Source organism: Stanieria cyanosphaera PCC 7437 (assembly GCF_000317575.1).
Classification (GTDB): domain Bacteria; phylum Cyanobacteriota; class Cyanobacteriia; order Cyanobacteriales; family Xenococcaceae; genus Stanieria; species Stanieria cyanosphaera.
Genome location: NC_019748.1, coordinates 540,345 through 562,908, shown reverse-complemented (window position 1 = coordinate 562,908; position 22,564 = coordinate 540,345). Strand labels below are relative to the sequence as shown.

The following is a 22,564-nucleotide window of genomic DNA, read 5'->3' as shown; positions in this document are numbered from 1 at the left end:
ATAGCTAATGCTCGCTTATTTAATCCAAACTGTTTTGATATTGACAAATTCGTGAATACCTTGGCTACTTAATTCTCTACCATAACCAGAACGTTTAATACCGCCAAAAGGTAAACGAGGGTCTGATTTGACTAAACCGTTGATAAATAATGCTCCTGCTTCAATTTCTCGCACCAAGCGGTCGCATTCTTGAGACTCGTTAGTCCAGGCACTTGCTCCTAGTCCAAACGCACTATGATTAGCTAGTTTAATTGCTTCATCAATGTTTTTGACGCGAAACAGCAAGGCAACAGGGCCAAAAAACTCTTCACTTGCACCTGGAGAATCAGCAGGAATTTCAGTTAAAATTGTTGGTAAATAAAAATTTCCAAGCAAATCGGCGGGTTTTCCTCCAATTAATACTTTAGCTCCTAAACGAACTGTTTCTTGAACTTGTTGATCTAGTTCAGTCAAAATATCGGGAGTTGCCAAAGGGCCAATATCTGTATCTTCTTGCAATGGATCGCCTACTTTAAGAGCTTTATATTTAGCTACTAATTCGGTTGTAAAACGCTCATAAATACTTTCTGCAACAATAAATCTTTTGGCAGCAATACAAGATTGACCACTATTAAGCATTCTGGCGGTGACAGCCGTAGCTACTGCTGCTTCTAAATTAGCACTTTCCAGCACAATAAAGGGGTCACTACCACCTAATTCTAAAACGGTTTTCTTAATTTGTTTACCTGCTGCTGCTGCCAAAGCCATTCCTGCTGGTTCGCTACCAGTTAAAGTAGCAGCCTTAACACGATTGTCGTTAATAATTTTTTCTACTTGATCCGCACCGATTAAAAAAGTTTGAAAAACACCATTGGGAAATCCTGCTTTTTGAAATATTTCTTCAATCGCCAAGGCACATTGAGGTACGTTAGAAGCGTGTTTGAGAATTCCTACATTTCCCGCCATTAAAGCAGGGGCTGCAAAGCGAAAAACTTGCCAAAAGGGAAAATTCCAAGGCATTACTGCCAAAATTGCGCCTAAAGGTTGATAAGTAACAAAACTACGCGTTGCATCGCTAGTAATCGCCACATTTGCTAAAAATTCCTCTGCTTTTTCAGCATAGAAACGACATACCCAAGCACATTTTTCCACTTCTGCGATCGCACCTTTCATTGGTTTACCCATTTCTATGGTCATAATCTTGGCAAATTGAAGCTTATCTTGTTCTAATAGCTCTGCTGCTCGATTTAACCACTGACTTTTTTGTGCCATCGACTGATAACGATAATCATCAAAGACTTCTGCTGCCAGAGTCAGTTTAGCTTCGATTTGGGAATCACTTAAAGCGGTAAAAGTTTTCAGTTTTTCCCCAGTAGCGGGATTAATTGTTGCGATCGCCATTTAGACCTCCTATATATTATTTTCTTTAATTCTCTCTTACACAGAAAAATAGCTTTAAAACTGGGCATTAAAATTTGAAACTTAACTGTAAGTTTAAACTTGTATCAAATTTTTGTGTTTTTTTGATGAAGTTATCAATAAGTTAAGAATAAGTTATTAAACTCTTAAAATAAACTTAAGTGAGTTGCTGGGTGGAAGAACATAAGTACCTCCAAATCGATTAATCTCCCGCTCTAAAAGCTCAGTAAAATTTTTGTTCTATCAGGATAGGACTATAAAACTACTCGCATAAGGCGTGTATGGTCTTTAGAAATATTTAATTACATGAAAGAAAATTTGAAAAAAAAATCTATTTCTCAAGAATTTAATTTTTCTGCCTGGTATTTTTCACCTCGCAAAGTTACGAAAATTTTACTAACGGCGATCGCGTTATTAATTATTTTTTATATATTAGAAGAAATTTTTCTAAATATACTTGAAGATATAACCAATACCAAATTTACAGCTAAATATTTTGTTTTCGACAGCGAGCATAATTTTCCCACTTTTTACTCGGCTCTTACTTTAGGATTTGCTAGCTATTTATTATCAATAATTGCCAAATTTGAAAAATTTCTCAAATCAAAATTTGCTAAGTTTTGGCGAGCATTATCATTTATCTTTCTTTATTTAGCAATAGATGAAGCTGTTACTATCCATGAACATTCAATTGAGCCATTGAGAAATGCATTGAGTGCTAGTGGCTTTTTCTTTTTTACCTGGATTATTCCTGCTTTTATTTTATTAATAGTTTTGTTCTTAATTTTTAAAGATTTTATTTATAATTTACCAACCAAAACGCGTAATTTGTTTTTACTAGCAGGAACTGTTTATGTAAGTGGAGCTTTGGGTCTGGAATCAATTGGTGGATATATTGGTGATGTTATAAGTTTTAATACAAGAGCTTATTGGCTAGTTTTGATAGCTAAAGAATTACTCGAAATGTTGGGTGTCGTTATTTTTATTTATAGCTTGTTATCTTATATCAAAAACCATATCACTACGCCAGTAAAATTTCATAGATTAAAAAATGAATATTTAAAACAGCAAGTTTAGTTGGGCTTTTTTAGGCAAGGTTTAATTATGAAGTTGGATTAGCTGGCAAAGTAAAATAAAAAGTACTACCTTCACCAAGGATGCTTTCAACCCAAATTTTGCCTCCATGTTGCTGAACAATATGACGACAGATAGCTAAACCCAATCCTGTTCCGCCTTTTTCGCGAGAATCAGAAGCATCGACTTGTTGAAATCGTTCAAAGATACTTTCTAGTTTATCAGCAGGAATGCCCCTACCGCGATCGCTAATCCTAAAAAGAACTTCACTGTTTTGTTGTTCTGCTGTAATTAAAATCTGACTGTGGGGACGAGAAAATTTAATAGCATTACTGATTAAATTCGTTAAAGTTTGCATGATTTTGTCTGAATCAGCCCAAATTTGTAGATCAGTGGCTTGGGAAGACAACGTAATTTGATATTCTTTCGCCATTGCTGTCATAGTGTCTATCGCCTGCTGAATTAATTCGGCTGCATTACAAATTTTCTGTTCGATTATTTCTCGACCCGATTCCATTCGTTCTAAATCAAGCACATCATCGATTAAACGAGTCAACCGATTGGTATTTTTGGCAGCAATTTCGATCATATTTTGAGCAGAAGGCGAAAGCTTACCCAAACGACCAGCAGCCAAAAGTCTAATCACACCATGAATTGAAGTTAGAGGAGTCCTCATTTCGTGGCTAGCAACAGAAACAAATTCACTTTTCATGCGTTCTACAGCAATTCTTTCGGTAATATCGCTAACCATTGAGAAGAACCCTTTAATATTTCCAGATGAATTAAAATCAGGAATATAATTGGCACTAATCCAACGAGATTTTCCCAAACAAGATAGTTCTAGTTCAAAAGTGACTGGTTGTCCTGATAAAACTATTTCCACATAGGGACGAACTTGTTGATAAGCAGTTTGTCCCATCACTTCTTGAAGATGACAGCCATTGATTTGACTACAAGAACGACCAAACCAATCTTTATGAGGGCGATTGTTAAAACAGTAACGTTGCTCAACATCTAAATAAGCGATCAAAATGGGTAAAGCATTGGTAATGAGGCGGAGTTGTTCTTCACTACGACGCAAGGCAGCTTCTGCTTGTTGACGTTCGGTAATATCTTGCAAAATTACAGTAAAAATCAATCCTGATTTTGCTTCCTCTGAATCATGCCTTTGATAAGACCGTAATTTAGAAATGGATGCTTCGGCAGGAAATTGAGTACCGTTTTTCCGCAACCCAACTACAGTAGTATTACGCTCTGTCATGCGACGAGAAATAGTTTCTGAATTACCGAAATTTGTGACGTGTTGACAGTGAATAGAACGAAAAGCTTCTGGTAATAAAATATCAAGTTTTTCTCCTAAAACCTCTGTAGCTGTATAACCAAAAATTTTTTCTGCACCTTGATTAAAAATTTGAATTTGTTGGTGTTGATCAATGGCAATAATAGCTTCTTCGGCAATATCTAAAATTCCTGCTAGTTTTTGTTGACTTTCTCGAAGAGCAGTTTCAGTTTCTTGATGTTTTTGAATTTCTTGTTCTAGTTTTTGATTAATTTCAGTTAGTTTAAAGGTACGTTCTTGAACCAATTCTTCTAAATTATTTAAAAGTTGTGCTTGAGATAAAGCTACCCCAATTTGATCAGCTATTTGTTTAAGTAAATCAATTTCCCATGATTGCCAATCACGACGACTGCATTGATGGACAATTAATAAACCTTTAAGTTGGTCTTGAATGAGGATTGGAACCACTAATTTAGCTTGAATCGCAAACTGTGCTAGTAAATTTTTAATCTCTGAAGAGAGATTGGTTTGATTCAAATCTGTTAATGCCAGAACTTCGCCTCGACGATATTGGTTTAAATAATCATCTTGTAAAAGAGGAGCGGAAATTTCCCAACCCCAAAGAGAAGGTAACCCAGGCAAAACTGACTCACTCACAGCAATAGCAGTATGGTTAGATTGTAATTTAAAAATTAAAACGCGATCGCACGCTAGTAATTGTTGAACTTCAGTTACTGCTGTTTGCATAATCTCGTCAAGCTTGAGAGATTGTCGAATTTTACGGGTAATTTCAGCTAACAATTGAGTTTGGCGATGCTGACTTTCTAATCTAGCTTCTGCTTGTTTGCGTTCGGTAATATCTATTCCTGTAGCGAGTAAAACTTTTTTTTGACTGATGACCCCGACTAACTGATGAGAAGAATCAACAATGGGTAAATAACAAGTTTGATAACGAGTAAAATAATCTACCAGATGATGAAATTCCAAAATGTCTTTTTGTTGAACATAAATTGAGGGTCGTAAGACTACTTCTGCGATCGTAGTATCTTGCCAGTCTTTTTTGCAAACTATAATTTTGATTAACTCTGCTTCTGTAACCATGCCAAGCAGACTTGTATTGTCACTAACTAAAACATATCCTTTCGCTTGATGAGCGAATTCAGAACTTGTCTGTTCACTCTGCATTTGCTCAATTACGTCTAGGAGTAATTGATTTGGTTGAACAATTAAAGGATGAGGATCAAATAATTCTTCAAGGGAAAAAGAAGACAAAAATTGACTTTCGCCAGACATTAAATAATTGGTAAACCAAAAGAACAATTTTGATAGTCTAGGTTTACTACCAAAACAATATATTTATATTTATAAGCATAAATAAACTCCCTCAAATTACCAAACTTCGCTAGAAAATTTTGTTCTTCAGGAAGTAAAAACTAAATATTATTCAGTATTTTCATACAATCGACTAAATATAGCAATTCTCGAAGTTATAAGGTACACCATTATCCGTGACTAGTTACCAATTTTCAATTAACCATTAACATAAGCGAAGCGCACTACCGTAGGTCTCAACAATTAACGAAAACCAGGGTGCTAATGTACCTCACGAGAACAAGAAACGCTATATAGCAGTCCTAAATCATTCATGAAAAACGATTATTTTAACTTCTGGAGGAGTTGTCGCCTGAATTGAATTCAGGCTATAGCAATCAAACTATAGGTATCGTAGGGAGGGGGCATACAATAGACTTGGACTTCGTATCGCCCTTAGAGAGTTTTTTTTGTCCTAACCTCATTGCTATATATACTAGCTCGAAAAAGAGGTTTAAACGTCAACGATAGCAATGCCAGGCAAAGCATCAAGTTCAGCATTAGATAAAGGCTCACCACCAAAATTGTTATATTGCTGAATCAAAGCAGAAGTAAGTGGAGCATTATATCCAGTACCAACTTCGTTAGTTACCCAATCGTTGCGGTCATCATTATAATCAAAATCATTAGTAGAACCTGGTCCTCCCACCAACGCACCAAACAAAATATGTTCTGAGGGTTGACCATAAGGAGCATTTCCTGTAGCTGCCCGATGGTGTGGTTGTTGAGGATAATTTTCGCCAAAACCAATCATATAACTGGCATTTCTGGGATTATCACCCAAAATATAATCAATTTGATTGTTAGCAAAATCTGTATAACGAGAGTCTTGTTTGACCGTATCATTATACAATTGGGCTAAGTATGAAGTCGCCGAAGAAAGTGCGAGCGAACCCCAGCGAGTCCGCCAAGCTAAACCACCTTGGCTATATTGAACATTGCCTGTTCCATTAATCCAATTTTCTAACCAACCTTCCACCATCTGTTTGTATTTCGGGTCGCTACTCTCTTGAGCGAGTATTACCGCTGCTGAGTTAGATTTGTTGTCTGCCATCCATGTCCAGTCAGAAGGATAGCCAATTTCCGAATCAAAAATGTCTTCAGCGCGAGTTAAATATTTTTGCTCTCCACTAGCTTTGTATAACCAAGCTGCACCTTCAGCTAGTTCGTCGGAATAACCACTAAAAGAAGTATAAAAAGGATTAGCAGCAGGCACTGAGTCAGAATATTTACCTCGATAAGTATCTGCAAACTCAAATAACTGTTTGGCGTTATCTAATAGTTTATCTGCATAAGCATCATCTACTCCACGAAAAAGAATTGAAGCCGAAGCTAAAGCAGAAGCTGTTCCTGCTGCTGCATCGCTACCTGGATTAGCTGCATCAATCTTAAAAGAGGGTCTTGCCATGGTCATATTTTCTGGAGAACCCCAGTAAGCATGATCCGCGTGACCATCTCCAACTTGGACATATAACTCTTTAGTTTTGCCTCCTTCAGAGACATGAGCTTTAAGAAAATAATCCGTTCCCCATTTGACAGCCTCAAGTAGTTCGTCCCATTGTCCGCTTTGTTTATAAGCTGATTCGTATTCAATACCACCCCAAGCTAACATTGTGTTGTTGGCTGACATAGGCAAGCCGAATTTGACGTGGTCGCCTGCATCATAATAGCCTCCTGTTAAATCTCGACCTACATCAGAGCCATCCGAGAGGGCTGAATCGCTTCGCCATTCAATACGTTTATCGTTGGGTAAATCTCCAGCACGATTGGCTTCAAAGAAGAGGAATGATTTTTGTAAAGCCTCTCCGTATCTAAATTGACCTGTACCATTAGGATTGTCTGATGGTTGTGGTTCAGAGTCGGGAATAGTAGGTTGTTCGGGAGTAACAGGTTCTTGTGGTTCGCTAGGAATAGGTTCAATGGGTTGGTTTTCTAGAAGTAGTTGAAAATCGGTGGCTTTTTGAGCCGGTTGTCCGAAGTCATTGGCAATGATAATAATTTGTTGTGTGGAGTTGGCAGAGACTTTTTCATTCCAATCTACATTGCCGATAGTATATTGATTATTTTTGCTTTCTAATACTTCTGCTCCATAGATTTCTTTGATTTCAAAGGGGGCTGAAAATTGTAATTGCCAACCTTTAGTTATTGCTTGTTTGCTACTAAAATCTAATTGAGCTTTAAATCCACCATTCCAGTCTTGAACTATTTCAAAATTAATATTTTTAACCATACAATTGCTTGTAGCAATATTATTCATAATTTGCTTCCACCTAAAAGAAGTTTGCTTTCAACAATATTGAATTGATGAATTTGACAAAATTTAACGATAGTTTATTTATAATTTATTTTTTTTTGATAAAGCTTCATCAAATCTACCGATTTTATTTTTAGTAATTATTAATTTAGTAATAATCACTGTGAGGAGTATCACACGAAAAAGCAAAAAGTAGTTGAGATGAAAAATTTTAATAGCAAGAATGAAAGTAGTTCTTATGTCTTGTTTCAGTTACTTTCAAGTCAGGAAAAAAGAAAAAAAGTTGAAGAGTGAAGTTTATTATTATTAATTAAACTGATTTGATCTGAATAACCGAGACGATGACCCCTCTCGTTATATTTTATAGGTAGAAAATAAAAAGAAATAATTTTTAAAATTACTGAACTAATCTTTTAATCTTGCCATAGGCAACATAATAACTACCTTGGGAACTTTCTTGAACTTCATCGACTACGTACAACATTCCCTCTTCTCTAATTTCGCGAGGAAAACGCATATTCCAATCGGGGTTATAACCATCAGACACAACTCTGGCTCTTAATTTACTTTTTTCTTTGATACATTGAACTAAAACTCCATCACCAACAGTATCAATAGTTTCTAAGTCAGCAGCAGTACCTTTGGTTTTGGCTTTTTGTAAATTCTTGGGTTTAGAAGTGCTTGCAGGAGTAATGTTTTCACCTGGTTTAAGGAGACGGCGAATATTTCCAATAGCGCGATAAAAAGTACCATTGGCTGAAATTTCGATTTGATCGACAACGTAGGTAACACCTTCTTGACGAATACTACGAGGAAACTGCACATTAAAATCGGGATTATAACCTTCAGAAATTACACGAATGCGTAATTTACCATTAATGCGATCGCTCCGCGCCTCGCTGAAAGCGAGACCGCATTTGACTAAAATACCTTCTCCAGGATCGGTAACAGTGGGTAAATGATTAGCTGCACCTGTAGTAGTACCTCTTAATTTTAAATCATCGCGGTCGCGTTTTCTGGCTTGATAGGATTGATCGCGCATTTCTTTGCGAATTGCTATATCGAAGCGTTTTTGTGCTAAATTTTGAGCATAGTAATCTAATTGTTCGATTTCTTCGGCAATTTCAAAGTATTCTTGTAAAGCTTTTAATTTTAATTCGGCTACAGTCTGACGGAGAATTTCGGCTGCTTGTTGATAATCTCCTTTGTCAGCTAAGGTTACTGCTTCGTCTTTCTTTTTGGCAATTCGCAATTGACTAGCTTGTTGAATAACGGCTGAATCTGGTTCAACTTGACTAGCTTCGTCTGTGGAAGCGACAGTGATAGAAATGGGTAGATATTCGGTAAAGCGATCGATTTTGCCATCAACTATGGTTTGATAAGTATAAGAGATGGTAGCAAGGTTGGTTTTTCCTGTTTTTGGAATCGCTGGTAAAGCAAATTGTACTGCTAAAGGCTTACTTTCAATCTGGTAAACATCTCCTAATAAAACTTCTATATCTTCACCATTAAGTAAATAACGATAATTATTTAAAACTTCTGTAATAGAAATTCCTGTTTCTGGTTGTAAAGTTACAGTGAGATTTTGTCCAACTACTGAAACTAAACTTTCCATTTCGATGCGAAATACATCGACTGCTTCCTTGGGAGATTGAATAAAGTAAAAGTTGCCTCCTGCTGCATCGGCAATACCAATCAACAAGTCTTCATTAAAATGATTACCAAAACCTAGTGTAGTAGTAATAATTTCTTCTTTGGCTTTTTCTTTGGCTATTTTAATCAAAGCTTGCGGATCGCTGATACCAACGTTTGCTTGTCCGTCAGTTAATAACAAAACTCGATTAATTCTTTCTTTACTTTGTTGCGATTTGACATAATCAAAACCTTTTAACCAACCATCACTTAAATTAGTCAACCCACCCGCATAGATTTTGCCAATAGCTGCTTGAATTTTGGCTTTATTTTCTACAGGTTGGGGAGAAAGAATTGTTTGAGAAGTATCATCATAAACTACTACCGAAAGATAATCTTCTGGTGTTAAATACTCTACCAACTGTTGCGCTGCACTAATGGCATAGCGAAGCGGATCTCCACCCATCGAACCCGAACGATCTAAAACTAAACTCAGATTAAGCGGACGACGAGAGTTAGATTGATTAGTCTCAACTCCTTGAAAATTTAAAATTAAATCAACAGTAGTAGGTTGATTAACAGCAACAACAGTTTGACTCAAGGAGTAATTAACTTTCATTGGCAATACTTCCAAACAGGTTACTTATAAAGTTCCCGATTTTGAAGAAAATTTTAAAAATCCTCTTTTTATTAATACAAATATACTTAATAAGCTGCAAAATTATTTTTCACCTTAGTTTTATTTAATAATTATCTTGAAACGGGTATGACCACTGATAAAATAAGCAATTACAAATCGATTCTGACGAAGTCGAAGCAGGCTTCGTCTTTTTAAGAGGGAGTACCTTCGACTTTTGATGAATTACTGGTTATTTCAAGCAAATCCCAACTATTACCGACTTCTTGATGCAATTAAAGAACTAAAAGAAATGCCGTGGTTGGTTACGCGCTACGCCAAAGAGATAGCTGTAGGAGATGGAGTATTAGTATGGATGTCGGGAGAAAATGCAGGAGTATACGCGATCGCAGAAGTAATTGAACCACCTCAAATTTTAAAAGAAATTTCCGATCTTGATTATTGGATCGATGCCAATAAGTTCAAGAAAAATAGATTACACGTAAAAATCCGTTTGATTCGGAAACTGATCGGACAACCTCTACGTCGATTTGAACTAAAATATGACCGTACTCTGCAAAATTTACTTGTAATTCGCGCTCCCAATAGTACTAATTTTAAGGTTACTCCTCAAGAATGGGAAAGAGTTTATCAATTAAAAGGATAGTGTAATTACTAATTACCAATTACTAATTATGAGGGATGAATAATCAACAATTAACCATTAACAAAAATCTGTATCGAACGGATGTATCTCATAGAACGTGAGAACTGCTATATTCTATTTCACATTAATATTACTTACTTTTCACCCGATAATCCTAATTCTTTTTTAAGCAAATTAATTGATTTTTCTGCAATATAATTTTCACTACAGATCACTTCTGGGAAGCGAATCAAGTCATCCCTAGCTGCTACGATCGCAGCTTTAATTGCCGAATAACTAGCTGGATCGCTGATGATTTTATGAGCCGAATGAATCAAAGCTTTAATTCGTTTAGAGTCATTAATTGGTGCAGTCAAAACTAAAACATCTTCTCCTCTTTGACTACTAACAATACTTTGCGCTATTTTTAACGTGCCTTCACTCAAACTGACAATACCTAAACAAGCTTGAGGCGGTAAGCTTTTAACTATTTCCAATTCCTTCGCATAGTCATAAATATCAACTGTCAAGACTCGGAAAGTTCTGGGGGGAACTACTTCTAAAACTTCTCGAATAAAATAACGACTAGTTATAACTGTACCAAAATTAGTTTCAGTAATTAGTGTTAGTAAATCATGCAAAGGTACTAACTTAACAGCAATACCCAAAGATTGTTCCAATGCTTGGCGCATCAATTCCCCTGCGTTTAAATCTCTAGTTGGTACGGTGACTACTAATTGTTGAAGACAACGCGATCGCCATTCTAATTCGGCGACAAATAAATCTTGAATCTGATTAAGAGTGCAACCAAGAGCGAGTAATTCGTCAATACTATCTTTAATAATATTATTTTGAACAATTTCTGCAGAATTTAACTCAGTTCCCCTTTCATTTCCGTCTGCTTTAACATAAATACCAGATCCTGCGATCGATTCTACTAATCCTACTTCCTCTAATTGTTGATACACTTTACTAATGGTATTGCGATGCAATCCTGTAATCATGGCTAACTGTCTGGTACTGGGTAGACGATGACCAGCTAAATATTGTCCAGACGCGATCGCAAATTGAATTTGATCGAATAGTTGTTTAGAAGCAGGAATGTCGCTATCTGATTTTATTTGGATATTTAACATCTTCTTAAATTGCTAATGACTCAGATTAGCTAACAGCAGAAAATCTTATAGGCGTTATTTTAAGAGAAAAAGATCAAAATGGTATTAAGGTTTACAATCTTTTATTCTTGCAGAAAAAAATATATCTCTAAAAAGAGAAAGAAGTAGGAAAGTAGAAAATATCTCTTCTACCTCCCTTACTCCCTCTTTGATAAAGTAGAATTGTTATAAAGTCTAGTGACTAGCTTGAGTAGTTGGATCGGCAACACAATGATGCACTCTCAACGTCGCAGCAGCAGCATAATTACGTCCTGAAGCTTGATCAGGATTGAAAGCATTTCCCGTTTCATTATAAGGAGAAGCTACTTGACAATAACCAGACATCTGCGCAATTAAATCCCTACCCCAGTGGGTAGAAATGTCTGAAAAAGACGTTGATGCTGGTTTAGTAGCTAATTCGGGCGATAATCCTCGTTCAACTCTAACAAATTCGGCTGCACGTTTTAATACTGCCATTAACTCTGCTCTAGTAACTGGTTTTTCTGGACGGAATGTACCATCTGGATAACCAGTGACAATTTGATTATCTTTTGCCCATTGAACTTTGGCAGCACTCCAGCGAGAAGTTGCTACATCGGGATAAGGTTGCATGACAGCTTGAGCAGGTAATTGAATTTTGAGATCTGCGATCGTGCCTAAAGCACCAATCACCATCGATACTAATTGTTCTCTAGTTAGAGGATCTTGAGGACGGAAGGTTTTGTCTTGGAAACCAGCAATAAATCCCAGGGCTACAGCTTGTTCGATTTCATCTTTATAAATATCGCTAGCTGTATCACTAAACCTAGGTGCAGCGGGTGGTGGTGTAGGAGGTGTATCTCCCGCAGCAGCGATCGCAGCAGTATCACCACTAAAGTACACATGACCTACAGTTTTACTGTCAACAGTTTTTTTAGTGAATTGCCAACCTGGATTTAAAAAGACTTTTAAGAATTTACCTTGATTCAGACCGAAGGTTTTACCAACTACCGTTCTAGAACGGTCTTTGAAATTCATGGCAACCAATTGTAATTCACCATCTTTTTCAACCAGATCTAATAAATAGTCTTGGCTAGTATCTTGACCATCGAGATGAACAGAATAACCATTGGCATCGGTAGCACGACGGCAATGTCCTGTAAAGTCAAAAGTAGTCCAAAGAGGCTCGACCACAGTTGGTTGAGAACCCATTTCACTCCAACATTGTTTTTGACCAGGAATTTGTTCGACAACAACTAAACTATATTTATTACTGCCAAAAGGGGCTGCTACTGCAACAATTTCGCTTTGGTTGATTGGTTCTTCTCCAATTACTGCTGCTTTAAGAGAAGAAAAAGTAATTGTAGTAGTTAAAACTGCTGTTGCGATGGCTGTAAGTTTCAGTGGAAGTGATAATTTCATAAGAATTTTTTTGTTACTTTAACAATTCGATTCGAGTGCAAAAGCTTTGAGAATATCTTTAATGAGCAAAGATACTCTTGTTTTTATTGTCAGAAAAATTTTTAGAGATTTTGTGTAATTTAATTGAGCAATGAAACAGACTAACTATTCAATCTCGATGTTCCTATCTTTTGGTTTAATTTGATACTATTAACGACGGACTATCGTAACTATTATTTTCATTTTGTCAAGATTAGTAATAATACTTAGTCAATAAGCAAATGTCAGGAATTGTTAATAATTAAAATTAAGAAAAAAGCTGATTGCTTACTCTGTCTAATTTGTAGCGTAAAATTTTGTTATTTTTAGTCTAAAAACCAATAAATAGGCAATATTATCATGGATAAACGGTTTTTGTATTGTCAATAATTTACAATAAGCTCAAACCTCGATCAACTCGTTCGTAAAAAATCTTTATTCTCAATAATTTTTTAAGTTTTTTTTAAACTTTGAAGAGAAATTTTAAATTAATTACACATATCTATTAAAGATTAGCTTATAAGTATACAGCAGTTTTTATTTTAGATTCAAATACAGTCTGACACCTTGGTTTTTTGTTAATGGTTAATTGTTGATTATTCATCCCTCATAATTAGTAATTAGTAATTAGTAATTGGTCACTGATTAATTGAGTCTGACAGTCACTATCGTTACCGCAACCATCGGTGCAGTAATAGCTCTTAAAATACGATTTCCTAGAGAAACTGGTTGAAATCCCTGTTGAATTGCCTTTTCTATTTCCTGGGGACTCCAGCCTCCTTCACAACCCGTTGCAAGAATAATTTCTCGTTCTGGGACTTGAGTTAGACAACTCCATAAAGTAGGTAAATCGCCACGAGCCACACAAATATAGCGATCGCTTTCCTGATTAATTGTTTGCTTAATCGCTTGAGTAAATTTAATCGGATTAGTAATCTGCGGAACTACTTGTCTTTCCGATTGTTCAGCTGCTTCGGTGGCAATTTTGCGCCAACGTTCGACTTTATTGGGACTAGGTTTTAAGATAGTGCGGTCGCTAATTACAGGAATAAAGGTATTAACTCCTAATTCGGTACAGCAGCGAACTATATCTTCATAACCACTGCCTTTAGGTAAAGCAGTAATTAAGGTTATAGGTAAAGGTAATTCAGTTGAAGTAGTAATTGGTTCAAGAATGTGAGCTAGATTGCCCTCTAATTGAGCCAACCAAGATAGACCCCGACCATTCATCACAATAATGAGATCGCCATTATTCATTCTTAAAACTCTTTGTAAATAATGCTGTTGTGAAGGATTAAGAACGACGCGATCGTCTTGTTTTTGTTCAGGAGTAATAACTATGCGGTAAACCAATGATTTGATTAATGATTAATAATTTATTTATGCGACCACGCAGTGCCAGCCGAAGGCTGACCGCAATTATACAATTACCAGTTACCAGTTATCAGTTATCGGTAGAAACTTGTCTTGGTGAGCGTTCCTTTGCGCCCGCAGGTGAGCCAGCGCGGTCTTGGGGTATCCCCAAGTGGAGCGACTGGCGTGGCGCAGGGTCTCACCGCAACAGGTTACGTCTGTACAGTTATGAATGTTTATTATCTCCCTATCTCCTTCACTGCGTTCAGGGCTTCGCTGCGCTCGTCTCCTTTTCTCTTCTACCTTCATTGATGCTGAGAATAGTTGTGATTGAGCAAGTGCCTAAACTGACACAAGAAAGAATAGAGCGATCACAAACACTAAATCTAAATTTTCGCCTAATATTAGCTCCTCAAGTCTCTAATATCTGTAAGACTAAAGGAAAGATTTGTTTTCTAGAAGTAGCTAATTAATTTAACAATAGAGAGAAATAATATGTTGCCTATCGTTCGGAATTTAATCGCAGTCGGAGAATCTATTGATTTTAATACGGCGACTAATGAGGAATTAGCATCCGCTTATAGTGAAATTTTACCGCCTAACGCTTCACAATTAATAGGATTTAGAAAAAAACTCGAAAGAATTAAGTCTACCTTATCTAAAACTCCTAATATGGGTTGGTCTCAATTTGGTAGTTTGATGGGGCGAGAATTTCAAGAGTCTCTTTATAAATCGGAAAAATAAGAGCTTGATTAAAAATTACAATCTTAATTTCTCCTTCTGTTTTCTTGAAATGATTTACTGAACAAGAGGAAATCATAGCTTAATAAAATAGGTTTGTTTCAAAAGTTTTTACGATCAACAAAATACGTCTTATTTAGTTTAAGTTCCTCTTCGGCAGAAAAATAGATTGGGCCTTCTGCTAACGCTATGAACTAGAAAACTGATCAATAAGAGTTGTGTCTTTATCTTATCGTGATGAAGTTCCACGTTAAGATCAAACTGTTAAGAAATATTTTCGGAGCCTTGACTAACTCCATAGACTTCTTTCCGAATCTAAATCTCTACATTCTTGTATTGAAAAGATGTTCTATGTCAATTTATATCAGCAATTTATCTAGTGTTTCACCTAGCTTTGCCTGTTTTGTGGCTTCAGAATTGTCCCTACAATCACTGACTAAAAAAGATATAGCTAAATGCCTAAAAGCTTTGGGGGTCAAAAATTCAGAGATTTTAAGTTTGAAGTGGAAAAAAGAATTGTGGATTCAACTACAAATTGTCGCCTTCTCTACAATGCGAGTCTAAATACTAATCAAAATCTGGTTAACATAATGCCCAATTTATTAAATCGATTTTCTCAACAATTAGCTCCTCCTAAAACTGGAAGCAACCAAAGGAAAGCAGCCATCTATGCTAACTACTCCATGACAAGTCAGCAGATTTGCCCTTGTTGTTCATATACTTTACTCCGTCATCTACGTTTAGGAGGTCTTTATTGGCATTGTAGTCACTGTTATCAAGAAATGCCAGCTTTATAACCATTCCTCAACTAACTTACTTTTCACATAATTCAAGAGAAAAAAATATGGATGCTCAAGAAATTGTAAAACGATACGCAGCAGGACAAAGAGATTTTAGTCGAGTCAGTCTCATTCAAGTATGTCTAACTAATGCCAATCTAATTGGAGCGCATTTAACTGGAGCGCACCTGATTAAAGCGAACCTACGAGGAACAAACTTAACTAAAGCACATCTGAATCAAGCGAAGCTGAATCAAGCTAATCTGGCTGATGCAGAAATAGTTCAAGCTTGCCTAATTGATGCTGAAATGATCGACTCTGATTTAAGTGGAGCAGATTTGAGAGAAGCTGACTTGAGTGGAGCAGATTTACAAGGAGCTAATTTAGGAGGAGCAGATTTACGAGGCGCAAATTTACGAGGGACTAATTTAGAAGGAGCAGACTTACGAGGGGCTGATTTAACAGGAGTCGATCTCAAAGAAACTAGATTAAATAGAGCCGACTTAAAGGGAGCTTATTTGGAAGAGTCAGAACTTCAGGAAGTTGAATTAAGAAGAGTTCAATGAATTTAAATTTACGTTAATTTAAACCTTTCAGGAGTCAGTTGATGAGTATTATTACAAAAATGATTGTCAATGCAGATGCTGAGATTCGCTATCTTACCCCTGGAGAATTGGAGCAAATCAATCTGTTTATCAAAAATAGCGATCGCCGTTTAAAACTTGTGAAAGCTTTAACAGAAAGCCGTAGTTACATTGTTAAACAAGCTGCCAATCAACTCTTTCAAAGCCGTCCATACCTTGTTTCTACTGGTGGCAATGCCTACGGCAAAGAGAAAACAGCTACTTGTCTACGAGATATGGATTATTATCTGCGCTTAGTTTCCTACAGTATTGCTGCTGGAGATGGTGCGCCAATTCAAGAGCTTGGGATTGTTGGTGTCAGTCAAATGTACAAATCTCTTGGCACTCCCATTGACTCCGTTGCCGAAAGTGTCCGTGCCATGAAGAAGATCGCTACCTCAATTTTGTCTGGAGAAGATGCTAGTGAAGTTGGTACTTACTTCGACTACCTCATTGCTGCTCTTCAATAGACAACAGAAATAACCTTCAAGCGATCGCCACGCTAGATTAGCAAAAAAAACAATACAAGTGTTTTGAGAATTCTTATGTCTACTTCTTTTCACCAGGGTACTATGGTCACTATTATCTGTGAAGCAGTTTTACAAGACCGTTTGATTAAGTTACTACAAACATTAGATGTCTCTGGTTACACCATTATTCCAGCCCAGGGTGCAGGTAGTCATGGTAAACGGATGGGAGATCTGGCTGGCTATAACACCAATATTGAAGTCAAAACTATCGTTCCGCCAGAAATATCTGACCAATTGCTCGAAGAGCTAAAGCCATTTCAGGGAACTCATGCCTTGATTGCCTTTCGACAAAATGTAGAAGGTTTGTTTGATTAGATAACGAAACCTATTGATTCAACTTGGTTGTCTGCGTTTCTATGATTACTTAATATTCGATTATGATTGCACTTCGACTAGCTGAAAATTTTAATAGCGGTCGCAATTTCTTAAACATATGACTTAATGGTATTTCAAATTTTTTTTTACTGTCCGAGTAGCCCATCAAACGACAATCCATTATAAATATCTAATTTAGGAATCGTTATGTTATGTCAAAGAAAAAAGGCAATAGAGAATCTAAAAAACAAAAAAAAACAATTGGATAAGACTAATAAACAAAAGAAAGATCCCAACAGATATGACGAACCACAACCTAGGAAGTAGGCAAAAATGAATAAGCAATACACATACCCTGCACTTCAAGAAGAACCGATAGGTGAACCAGCCTCGATTATTGCTCCCAGAGAAGATGAATCTATTTTTAGATGGATACAAAGTACTGGTCGATTCAAACCCTATCAATCTGATAAGTACCACGATGATAAGGCAACAGATGAATTTGAAGATCTTCTAAGTCAAGAAGAGGAATTAGATTTAGAACTCGATGAAGAATCGCTATAGTCTTTCTCAGGAAATAATTTGGTTATGTATTTAGATAGTTTCGAGAATTGGTATTGTTATTAGTAAATCTCGGAAAATGATCAAAGCGGAATATAAATAATAGGGCGTTAAGTTATACTTAACACCCTTTAGTTTGTTTGAATAATTTTTTATAAACACTTTTTTAAGCAGCAAAAATTTTTAATTACCACTTTTGAAATTAAAACTGCTCAAAATTGAAAAATAGATACCACTGTTAACGATTAAGACGTTCATCATTTTTTTGACGGCGACGATCTTGCCATTTAATCGCAGAAAGATAAAGTATTCCTCCACTGACTATAATGAGCAGTGCCAGAGCTATCAAAAAAAGAGTATTAACTAAATATGCTGTTTCCACAACTTAGAATCCGTTACGACCCCAAACGACCATTGCAATAGACCAAGTAAAGCAAGCAAGTAGGCTAACCCAACCTAATGTCAAAATATCCATAGCTATATGTTTCTTTTGTTAATAAAACTAATCAAACTAATACAAAATCTATCATACTTTGTTATTGAAGTTTTCTGGTGATGACTTTGCCTAGTTTACAAACTGAAAGAATAGAATCTTGCAAAGCAGGGGTACTAGCTGCGATCGCTTTTTCGATGAGCGAATTAGGAATGCAATTATTCAATACAATTGTTTTATTATCTCAAGGGGAACAGTTGGCAATTTTCACAGTCTCTTTGGAGATAGAGTTTTTGAGTCGATTAGCGATCGCAGTTATTAGCGGTTTTTTGTTTGGAGTAACTTATCGTTATATTATTCGGGGGGATAATAACTCTCATCTTAAAGATGGTTCGGTATTAGCTTTTGGAATTGTTCGAGGATTAGCTTTATGGGAAGGGATGGGTATTATCTCGGGACAATTATGGTTGGTGGGTTTATTATTTGGTGAGAGTTTATTTTGTTTTGCTTTAACGCGTTTTTTGCTTGATTTTGCCTTAGAACGTAAGTTTATCAAACCTTTTCTCTAGATTTTTTCATAAGTTTCCCAAACCTGATTGAGTTGAGGCAGGAGGCAGAAGCTATTAGTTTTGATTTAAAATTTATTTTTGCAACAGAATCTTATGATTGAAGTTGAACATCTGAGTAAAATCTATGGTTCTACAACTGCAATTGAGGACGTTCATTTCTCAGTATCAGCAGGAGAAATCATCGGCTTTTTAGGTCCTAATGGTGCAGGAAAAACCACCACTATGAGAATTTTAGCAGGGTACATACCTGCCAGTAGCGGTACAGCCAAAATTGCTGGTTATGACGTTCATCAACAATCAATGGAGGTAAGAAAAAGGATTGGTTATTTACCTGAAAATCCACCGTTGTATTTAGATTTGACAGTAGAAAGTTTTTTACATTTTGTTGCCAAAATTAAAGGAATTTCGGCAGGAGAACGTTCTCAAAAAGTTCAAAATGCGATCGCTCGTTGTCAATTGAAGGATAAAAGTAGAACTATTATTCGCAAGTTATCTAAAGGATATCGTCAACGGGTAGGTATTGCTCAAGCGATCGTTCATGAACCACCTGTAATTATTTTAGATGAACCCACAGTAGGTTTAGATCCACGTCAGATTATTGAAGTGCGTCATTTAATTAAAAGTCTGGCAGGGGAACATACAATTATTCTTTCTACCCATATTCTCCCAGAAGTTAGTATGACTTGCGATCGCGTAACGATTATTAATCGCGGTAAGGTAGTAACTAGTGATACTCCAATCAATTTGATGGAACAGCTTCAAGGTAATTCTGGTTATGAAGTAGAAGTTGAAGGCAATCTCGACTCGATTTTACCTTTATTATCCCAGATAACTGGAGTTAGTCAAGTCAAAGTGATTCAATCAGAAATAGTTAAACCTAATCGTAATGTACTTCAGATTGTTTGTCGGGCCAATAGTGAACCTGGTAAAGAAATTGCAGCGACAATTGTTAATCAAGGATTAGGATTGTATCAAATGCGCTACACTCGTCCTTCTTTAGAAGATGTCTTTTTAGAATTAACTACTGAAGATTTAATGGTTGCTTCTGATGAAGAAAATACAACAATGAACAATTAATCTAAAATCGATCAATTATCTGTTTTTTTATTTCACTCAGTACGAACTTAATCTGTTCAACACAACATATAACTCACCGATAACTTCATTAGTTTTTATCTGTGGACAAACAATTAACAGTTAATTATGATTATCGCTAATATTATTGCAATCTTCCAAAAAGAATTACAAAGTTATTTTGTTTCTCCTTTGGCTTATATTGTCACGGCAGTTTTTTGGTTTCTTTCTGGTTTATTTTTTATTGAACTTTTATTAGGACAACAAGGCATTATTCAACAAGTAGCTATTAGTGAACAGATGGGAATGCCAACCAATATTGATGTAGCTTATGTCTTTTTAAATTCCTTGTTTGCCGTAATGGGTTCTTTATCTTTATTTATTTTACCGATTCTTTCGATGAATCTTTATACCGAAGAAAGAAAACGAGGCACGATTGAATTGTTAGCTACATCTCCCGTCACAAATTGGGTAGTTGCTTTAGGAAAACTTTTAGCAGTAGTAGCCTTTTTTTTAGTAATGATTTTACCACTTCTCTTATACGAAGCGATCGCTTTTAGTGCTGCTAATCCTGCTGTTCCTCCTGCTGTTCCACTTTTAGCTCATTTTGGTTTAATTTTACTAGCAGCAGCAATTTTGTCTTTAGGAATGTTTATTTCTTCTCTCACCGATAATTCGATTATTGCTGCAATTTTGACTTTTACTTTAGTCTTATTTCTTTGGATTATTGATTTAATTGCTAATAGTATTGGTGGAACATTTGGCAATGCTTTAAAACATATTTCTTTATTAGAAAGTTATAATAATTTAGTTCAAGGAATTTTTGAGACTAGCGATTTGATTTTATTATTCAGTTATATTTTCTTAGGAATATTTTTAACTGCTCAATCAATTGAATTATTTAGATTTACTCGCAATTAATAAGTAAGTTTTTAGGGATTTAATTTGTTTATTGAGATTGACACACAGATAGGGAGGGGGTTTAAAGGTTGATTTTTTTTTAATAGCAGAATAATAATGTATATCAGTTTATCAGCTTATCCAGGCAAAATTAATTACACTTTTTTATTCCCCATTCTCTTCCTCAACCCTATCAATAGCACAACTAGTTATAAATTGAAACTTATTTTTTAGCTAAAAATGAAATTCACAACAGCTTAAACCATGAAAAAAATCTTAGATAAATTGTGTTTATTCTTTGGCTTAATTTTCGCTGTCGCTGGATTAGTTGTTGGCTTAATTACTAATCAATGGTCATGGTTACCTCTAGGTTTCTTAATTGTTGGTACAATTTTAATCACAGTTTGGTTTGGTTTAATGATTAGATCAAATCGCAGTTTTTGGCATCAACGAGGAATGCAAGTAGGAACTAATGCCCTCATTGCAACTACAGCAATTTTCCTAATTATTGGCTTAATTAATTTTATTGCCATACGTAATTCTTTTAGATTTGATTTAACTGAAAATAAAATCTTTACTTTATCTCCTCAAACTCAAGCTATTGTTCAAAATTTATCTCAACCTCTCAAAGTCTGGATCTTTGATCGCAACGTCGATCCAGAAATTGAATCTTTACTACAAAATTATCGTCGTTATAGCCAAAATTTTCAGTTTGAAGTTGTCGATCCTGAAATAAATATTCAACTAGCCAAAGGTAAATTTAATGTTCAGTCTCCAGGTGAAGTTTATCTAGAATACGGTAATAAAAAACAACGAATTCAAACCTTAGATCCTCGTTCGGGAAATGTTTTAACTGAAGTACAATTAACTAATGCCATAGAAAAAATTAAACGCGATCGCGCCTTAACTATTTATTTTTTTCAAGGACACGGAGAAGCACCTTTAAAAGATATTGAAGGTGGTCTTTCTCAAGCAGTTCAAAGTTTAGAAAATAGAGGTTATCAAGTCCAACCATTAACATTAGCAACTAGCGGAAAAATACCAGAAAATACTAACGTAATCGCGATCGCAGGTGCAAATAGAAAACTGTTTCCTGCCGAAGTAAAAATTATCCAAGAATATTTAAATAATGGTGGTAATCTTTTATTAATGTTACCACCTGAAACTGACCCTGGTTTAACCCCTATCTTGGATGATTGGGGCATTCAGTTAGATAGTCGATTAGTTATTGATGCTTCTGGTGCAGGAAATATTTTAGGACTAGGTCCTGCTGCACCAATAATTAATAATTATGGTGAACATCCTATTACGAAAGATTTTGGTCAAGATATTGCTATTTTTCCTGAATCAAGACCATTAAAAATAGTTCCAAAAGAAGGAATAACAGCTACACCTTTAGTCATTACTAATGAACAAAGTTGGGCAGAAAGTGACTTATCAAATCAACAACTTCAATTTGATTCTGCCACAGATATTAAAGGTCCTTTAGATTTAGCTTTTGCCCTCAGTCGTAAAGAAAATGCTCAATCAAAAGAATCCCGTTTAGTAATTTTTGGAAGCAGCACTTTTGCAACCAATGGTTGGTTACAACAACAATTAAATAGCGATCTTTTACTTAATTCAATTAATTGGTTAGCAGGAGAAGACGAACAAACTTTATCTATTAGTGCCAAAGAACCCACTAATCGTCGGATTAATCTTGCTCCTTTACAAGCTAGAATTATTAGTCTGATGGCTTTATTTATTATGCCAATGATTGCTTTAGGTATGGCGATTTTTACCTGGTGGCGGAGAAGATAAACAGAGTAGGGACAATTCATGAATTGTCTTTACTACATCTGTG

At 35.8% G+C, this 22,564-nt stretch carries 22 protein-coding genes; 13 read left to right on the top strand and 9 right to left on the bottom strand.

Translation table 11 applies throughout. From position 1 onward, the window contains the following. Nucleotides 1-15 precede the first annotated feature (15 nt). Nucleotides 16-1,380, bottom strand: coding sequence for an NAD-dependent succinate-semialdehyde dehydrogenase (locus STA7437_RS02390; protein WP_015191770.1), 1,365 nt, complete (start codon nucleotides 1,378-1,380; stop codon nucleotides 16-18). A 324-nt stretch (nucleotides 1,381-1,704) separates the two neighbouring features. Between STA7437_RS02390 and STA7437_RS02385 the strand changes: the two genes are divergently transcribed. Further along, nucleotides 1,705-2,475 carry a hypothetical protein gene (locus STA7437_RS02385; protein WP_015191769.1) on the top strand — a complete coding sequence of 257 codons (771 nt, stop codon included), beginning with the start codon at nucleotides 1,705-1,707 and terminating at the stop codon, nucleotides 2,473-2,475. Between the two features lie 25 nt (nucleotides 2,476-2,500). Here STA7437_RS02385 and STA7437_RS24610 read toward each other — a convergent pair whose 3' ends face one another. The 3 genes from STA7437_RS24610 to STA7437_RS02365 all read right to left on the bottom strand — a co-directional run bounded on the left by STA7437_RS24610 (nucleotide 2,501) and on the right by STA7437_RS02365 (nucleotide 9,627). Continuing rightward, nucleotides 2,501-5,044, bottom strand: a complete 2,544-nt coding sequence (locus tag STA7437_RS24610; RefSeq protein WP_015191768.1) for a PAS domain S-box protein — start codon at nucleotides 5,042-5,044, stop codon at nucleotides 2,501-2,503. 532 nt (nucleotides 5,045-5,576) lie between these two features. After that, nucleotides 5,577-7,379: a glycoside hydrolase family 9 protein gene (locus STA7437_RS02370; RefSeq protein WP_015191767.1), complete on the bottom strand. Its 1,803-nt coding sequence runs from the start codon at nucleotides 7,377-7,379 to the stop codon at nucleotides 5,577-5,579. Between the two features lie 394 nt (nucleotides 7,380-7,773). Next, a complete protein-coding gene (locus STA7437_RS02365; RefSeq protein ID WP_015191766.1) occupies nucleotides 7,774-9,627 on the bottom strand; it encodes a vWA domain-containing protein in 1,854 nt (617 codons plus the stop codon). A 238-nt stretch (nucleotides 9,628-9,865) separates the two neighbouring features. Here STA7437_RS02365 and STA7437_RS02360 point away from each other — a divergent pair, with 238 nt between their 5' ends. Continuing rightward, complete coding sequence (locus STA7437_RS02360; RefSeq protein ID WP_015191765.1) at nucleotides 9,866-10,291, top strand: EVE domain-containing protein; 426 nt, start codon at nucleotides 9,866-9,868, stop codon at nucleotides 10,289-10,291. Nucleotides 10,292-10,425: 134 nt separating this feature from the next. On the opposite strand, the gene STA7437_RS02355 is transcribed toward STA7437_RS02360, so the two are convergent. The 3 genes from STA7437_RS02355 to STA7437_RS02345 form a co-directional block, all read right to left on the bottom strand. Beyond that, entirely contained in the window at nucleotides 10,426-11,406 is a 981-nt protein-coding gene (locus tag STA7437_RS02355) for a GntR family transcriptional regulator (RefSeq protein ID WP_015191764.1), read from the bottom strand. A 213-nt stretch (nucleotides 11,407-11,619) separates the two neighbouring features. Next, on the bottom strand, nucleotides 11,620-12,825 hold the full coding sequence (locus STA7437_RS02350; RefSeq protein ID WP_015191763.1) for a DUF3747 domain-containing protein: 1,206 nt from the start codon (nucleotides 12,823-12,825) through the stop codon (nucleotides 11,620-11,622). Between the two features lie 663 nt (nucleotides 12,826-13,488). Beyond that, nucleotides 13,489-14,196: a 16S rRNA (uracil(1498)-N(3))-methyltransferase gene (locus tag STA7437_RS02345; protein WP_015191762.1), complete on the bottom strand. Its 708-nt coding sequence runs from the start codon at nucleotides 14,194-14,196 to the stop codon at nucleotides 13,489-13,491. A gap of 29 nt (nucleotides 14,197-14,225) precedes the next feature. On the opposite strand from STA7437_RS02345, the gene STA7437_RS02340 reads away from it, so the two are divergent. The 7 genes from STA7437_RS02340 (at nucleotide 14,226) to STA7437_RS02310 (ending at nucleotide 17,748) form a co-directional block, all read left to right on the top strand. After that, nucleotides 14,226-14,669, top strand: coding sequence for a hypothetical protein (locus STA7437_RS02340; RefSeq protein ID WP_015191761.1), 444 nt, complete (start codon nucleotides 14,226-14,228; stop codon nucleotides 14,667-14,669). A gap of 22 nt (nucleotides 14,670-14,691) precedes the next feature. Then, nucleotides 14,692-14,940 carry a hypothetical protein gene (locus STA7437_RS02335; RefSeq protein WP_015191760.1) on the top strand — a complete coding sequence of 83 codons (249 nt, stop codon included), beginning with the start codon at nucleotides 14,692-14,694 and terminating at the stop codon, nucleotides 14,938-14,940. A 587-nt stretch (nucleotides 14,941-15,527) separates the two neighbouring features. Continuing rightward, the gene (locus tag STA7437_RS02330) at nucleotides 15,528-15,734 is read left to right on the top strand and encodes a hypothetical protein (protein ID WP_015191758.1); all 207 of its coding nucleotides are present in this window, start codon (nucleotides 15,528-15,530) and stop codon (nucleotides 15,732-15,734) included. A 47-nt stretch (nucleotides 15,735-15,781) separates the two neighbouring features. Then, nucleotides 15,782-16,282 carry a pentapeptide repeat-containing protein gene (locus tag STA7437_RS02325; RefSeq protein ID WP_015191757.1) on the top strand — a complete coding sequence of 167 codons (501 nt, stop codon included), beginning with the start codon at nucleotides 15,782-15,784 and terminating at the stop codon, nucleotides 16,280-16,282. A gap of 41 nt (nucleotides 16,283-16,323) precedes the next feature. Continuing rightward, nucleotides 16,324-16,809 (top strand): globin family protein, encoded by a 486-nt coding sequence (locus STA7437_RS02320; RefSeq protein ID WP_015191756.1) that lies wholly within the window; start codon nucleotides 16,324-16,326, stop codon nucleotides 16,807-16,809. A gap of 75 nt (nucleotides 16,810-16,884) precedes the next feature. After that, nucleotides 16,885-17,184 (top strand): P-II family nitrogen regulator, encoded by a 300-nt coding sequence (locus STA7437_RS02315; RefSeq protein ID WP_015191755.1) that lies wholly within the window; start codon nucleotides 16,885-16,887, stop codon nucleotides 17,182-17,184. Nucleotides 17,185-17,517: 333 nt separating this feature from the next. Next, on the top strand, nucleotides 17,518-17,748 hold the full coding sequence (locus tag STA7437_RS02310) for a DUF3134 family protein (RefSeq protein WP_015191754.1): 231 nt from the start codon (nucleotides 17,518-17,520) through the stop codon (nucleotides 17,746-17,748). A 235-nt stretch (nucleotides 17,749-17,983) separates the two neighbouring features. Here STA7437_RS02310 and STA7437_RS26420 read toward each other — a convergent pair whose 3' ends face one another. Then, a complete protein-coding gene (locus STA7437_RS26420; RefSeq protein WP_171815438.1) occupies nucleotides 17,984-18,127 on the bottom strand; it encodes a hypothetical protein in 144 nt (47 codons plus the stop codon). 3 nt (nucleotides 18,128-18,130) lie between these two features. Next, nucleotides 18,131-18,220 carry a cytochrome b6-f complex subunit PetN gene (gene petN / locus STA7437_RS25310; RefSeq protein WP_015191753.1) on the bottom strand — a complete coding sequence of 30 codons (90 nt, stop codon included), beginning with the start codon at nucleotides 18,218-18,220 and terminating at the stop codon, nucleotides 18,131-18,133. An 80-nt stretch (nucleotides 18,221-18,300) separates the two neighbouring features. On the opposite strand from petN, the gene STA7437_RS02305 reads away from it, so the two are divergent. From STA7437_RS02305 to STA7437_RS02290, 4 genes are all read left to right on the top strand, one after another. After that, on the top strand, nucleotides 18,301-18,747 hold the full coding sequence (locus STA7437_RS02305) for a hypothetical protein (protein ID WP_015191752.1): 447 nt from the start codon (nucleotides 18,301-18,303) through the stop codon (nucleotides 18,745-18,747). 93 nt (nucleotides 18,748-18,840) lie between these two features. Then, a complete protein-coding gene (locus STA7437_RS02300) occupies nucleotides 18,841-19,824 on the top strand; it encodes an ABC transporter ATP-binding protein (RefSeq protein ID WP_015191751.1) in 984 nt (327 codons plus the stop codon). 126 nt (nucleotides 19,825-19,950) lie between these two features. Continuing rightward, entirely contained in the window at nucleotides 19,951-20,742 is a 792-nt protein-coding gene (locus tag STA7437_RS02295) for an ABC transporter permease (RefSeq protein ID WP_015191750.1), read from the top strand. A 243-nt stretch (nucleotides 20,743-20,985) separates the two neighbouring features. Further along, complete coding sequence (locus STA7437_RS02290; protein WP_015191749.1) at nucleotides 20,986-22,521, top strand: Gldg family protein; 1,536 nt, start codon at nucleotides 20,986-20,988, stop codon at nucleotides 22,519-22,521. The last annotated feature ends 43 nt before the right edge of the window (nucleotides 22,522-22,564 follow it).

Excerpts from the sequence above, each read along its gene's own strand:
- STA7437_RS02325 (WP_015191757.1), top strand. The coding sequence starts at position 15,782 with ATGGATGCTCAAGAAATTGTAAAACGATACGCAGCAGGACAAAGAGAT.
- STA7437_RS02290 (WP_015191749.1), top strand. The coding sequence starts at position 20,986 with ATGAAAAAAATCTTAGATAAATTGTGTTTATTCTTTGGCTTAATTTTC.
- STA7437_RS02315 (WP_015191755.1), top strand. The coding sequence starts at position 16,885 with ATGTCTACTTCTTTTCACCAGGGTACTATGGTCACTATTATCTGTGAA.
- STA7437_RS02300 (WP_015191751.1), top strand. The coding sequence starts at position 18,841 with ATGATTGAAGTTGAACATCTGAGTAAAATCTATGGTTCTACAACTGCA.
- STA7437_RS02305 (WP_015191752.1), top strand. The coding sequence starts at position 18,301 with ATGACTTTGCCTAGTTTACAAACTGAAAGAATAGAATCTTGCAAAGCA.
- STA7437_RS02340 (WP_015191761.1), top strand. The coding sequence starts at position 14,226 with ATGCGACCACGCAGTGCCAGCCGAAGGCTGACCGCAATTATACAATTA.
- petN (WP_015191753.1), bottom strand. The coding sequence starts at position 18,220 with ATGGATATTTTGACATTAGGTTGGGTTAGCCTACTTGCTTGCTTTACT.
- STA7437_RS02360 (WP_015191765.1), top strand. The coding sequence starts at position 9,866 with ATGAATTACTGGTTATTTCAAGCAAATCCCAACTATTACCGACTTCTT.
- STA7437_RS02330 (WP_015191758.1), top strand. The coding sequence starts at position 15,528 with ATGCCCAATTTATTAAATCGATTTTCTCAACAATTAGCTCCTCCTAAA.
- STA7437_RS02385 (WP_015191769.1), top strand. The coding sequence starts at position 1,705 with ATGAAAGAAAATTTGAAAAAAAAATCTATTTCTCAAGAATTTAATTTT.
- STA7437_RS02350 (WP_015191763.1), bottom strand. The coding sequence starts at position 12,825 with ATGAAATTATCACTTCCACTGAAACTTACAGCCATCGCAACAGCAGTT.
- STA7437_RS02355 (WP_015191764.1), bottom strand. The coding sequence starts at position 11,406 with ATGTTAAATATCCAAATAAAATCAGATAGCGACATTCCTGCTTCTAAA.
- STA7437_RS02335 (WP_015191760.1), top strand. The coding sequence starts at position 14,692 with ATGTTGCCTATCGTTCGGAATTTAATCGCAGTCGGAGAATCTATTGAT.
- STA7437_RS02310 (WP_015191754.1), top strand. The coding sequence starts at position 17,518 with ATGAATAAGCAATACACATACCCTGCACTTCAAGAAGAACCGATAGGT.
- STA7437_RS02295 (WP_015191750.1), top strand. The coding sequence starts at position 19,951 with ATGATTATCGCTAATATTATTGCAATCTTCCAAAAAGAATTACAAAGT.
- STA7437_RS02320 (WP_015191756.1), top strand. The coding sequence starts at position 16,324 with ATGAGTATTATTACAAAAATGATTGTCAATGCAGATGCTGAGATTCGC.
- STA7437_RS02365 (WP_015191766.1), bottom strand. The coding sequence starts at position 9,627 with ATGAAAGTTAATTACTCCTTGAGTCAAACTGTTGTTGCTGTTAATCAA.
- STA7437_RS02370 (WP_015191767.1), bottom strand. The coding sequence starts at position 7,379 with ATGAATAATATTGCTACAAGCAATTGTATGGTTAAAAATATTAATTTT.
- STA7437_RS02390 (WP_015191770.1), bottom strand. The coding sequence starts at position 1,380 with ATGGCGATCGCAACAATTAATCCCGCTACTGGGGAAAAACTGAAAACT.
- STA7437_RS24610 (WP_015191768.1), bottom strand. The coding sequence starts at position 5,044 with ATGTCTGGCGAAAGTCAATTTTTGTCTTCTTTTTCCCTTGAAGAATTA.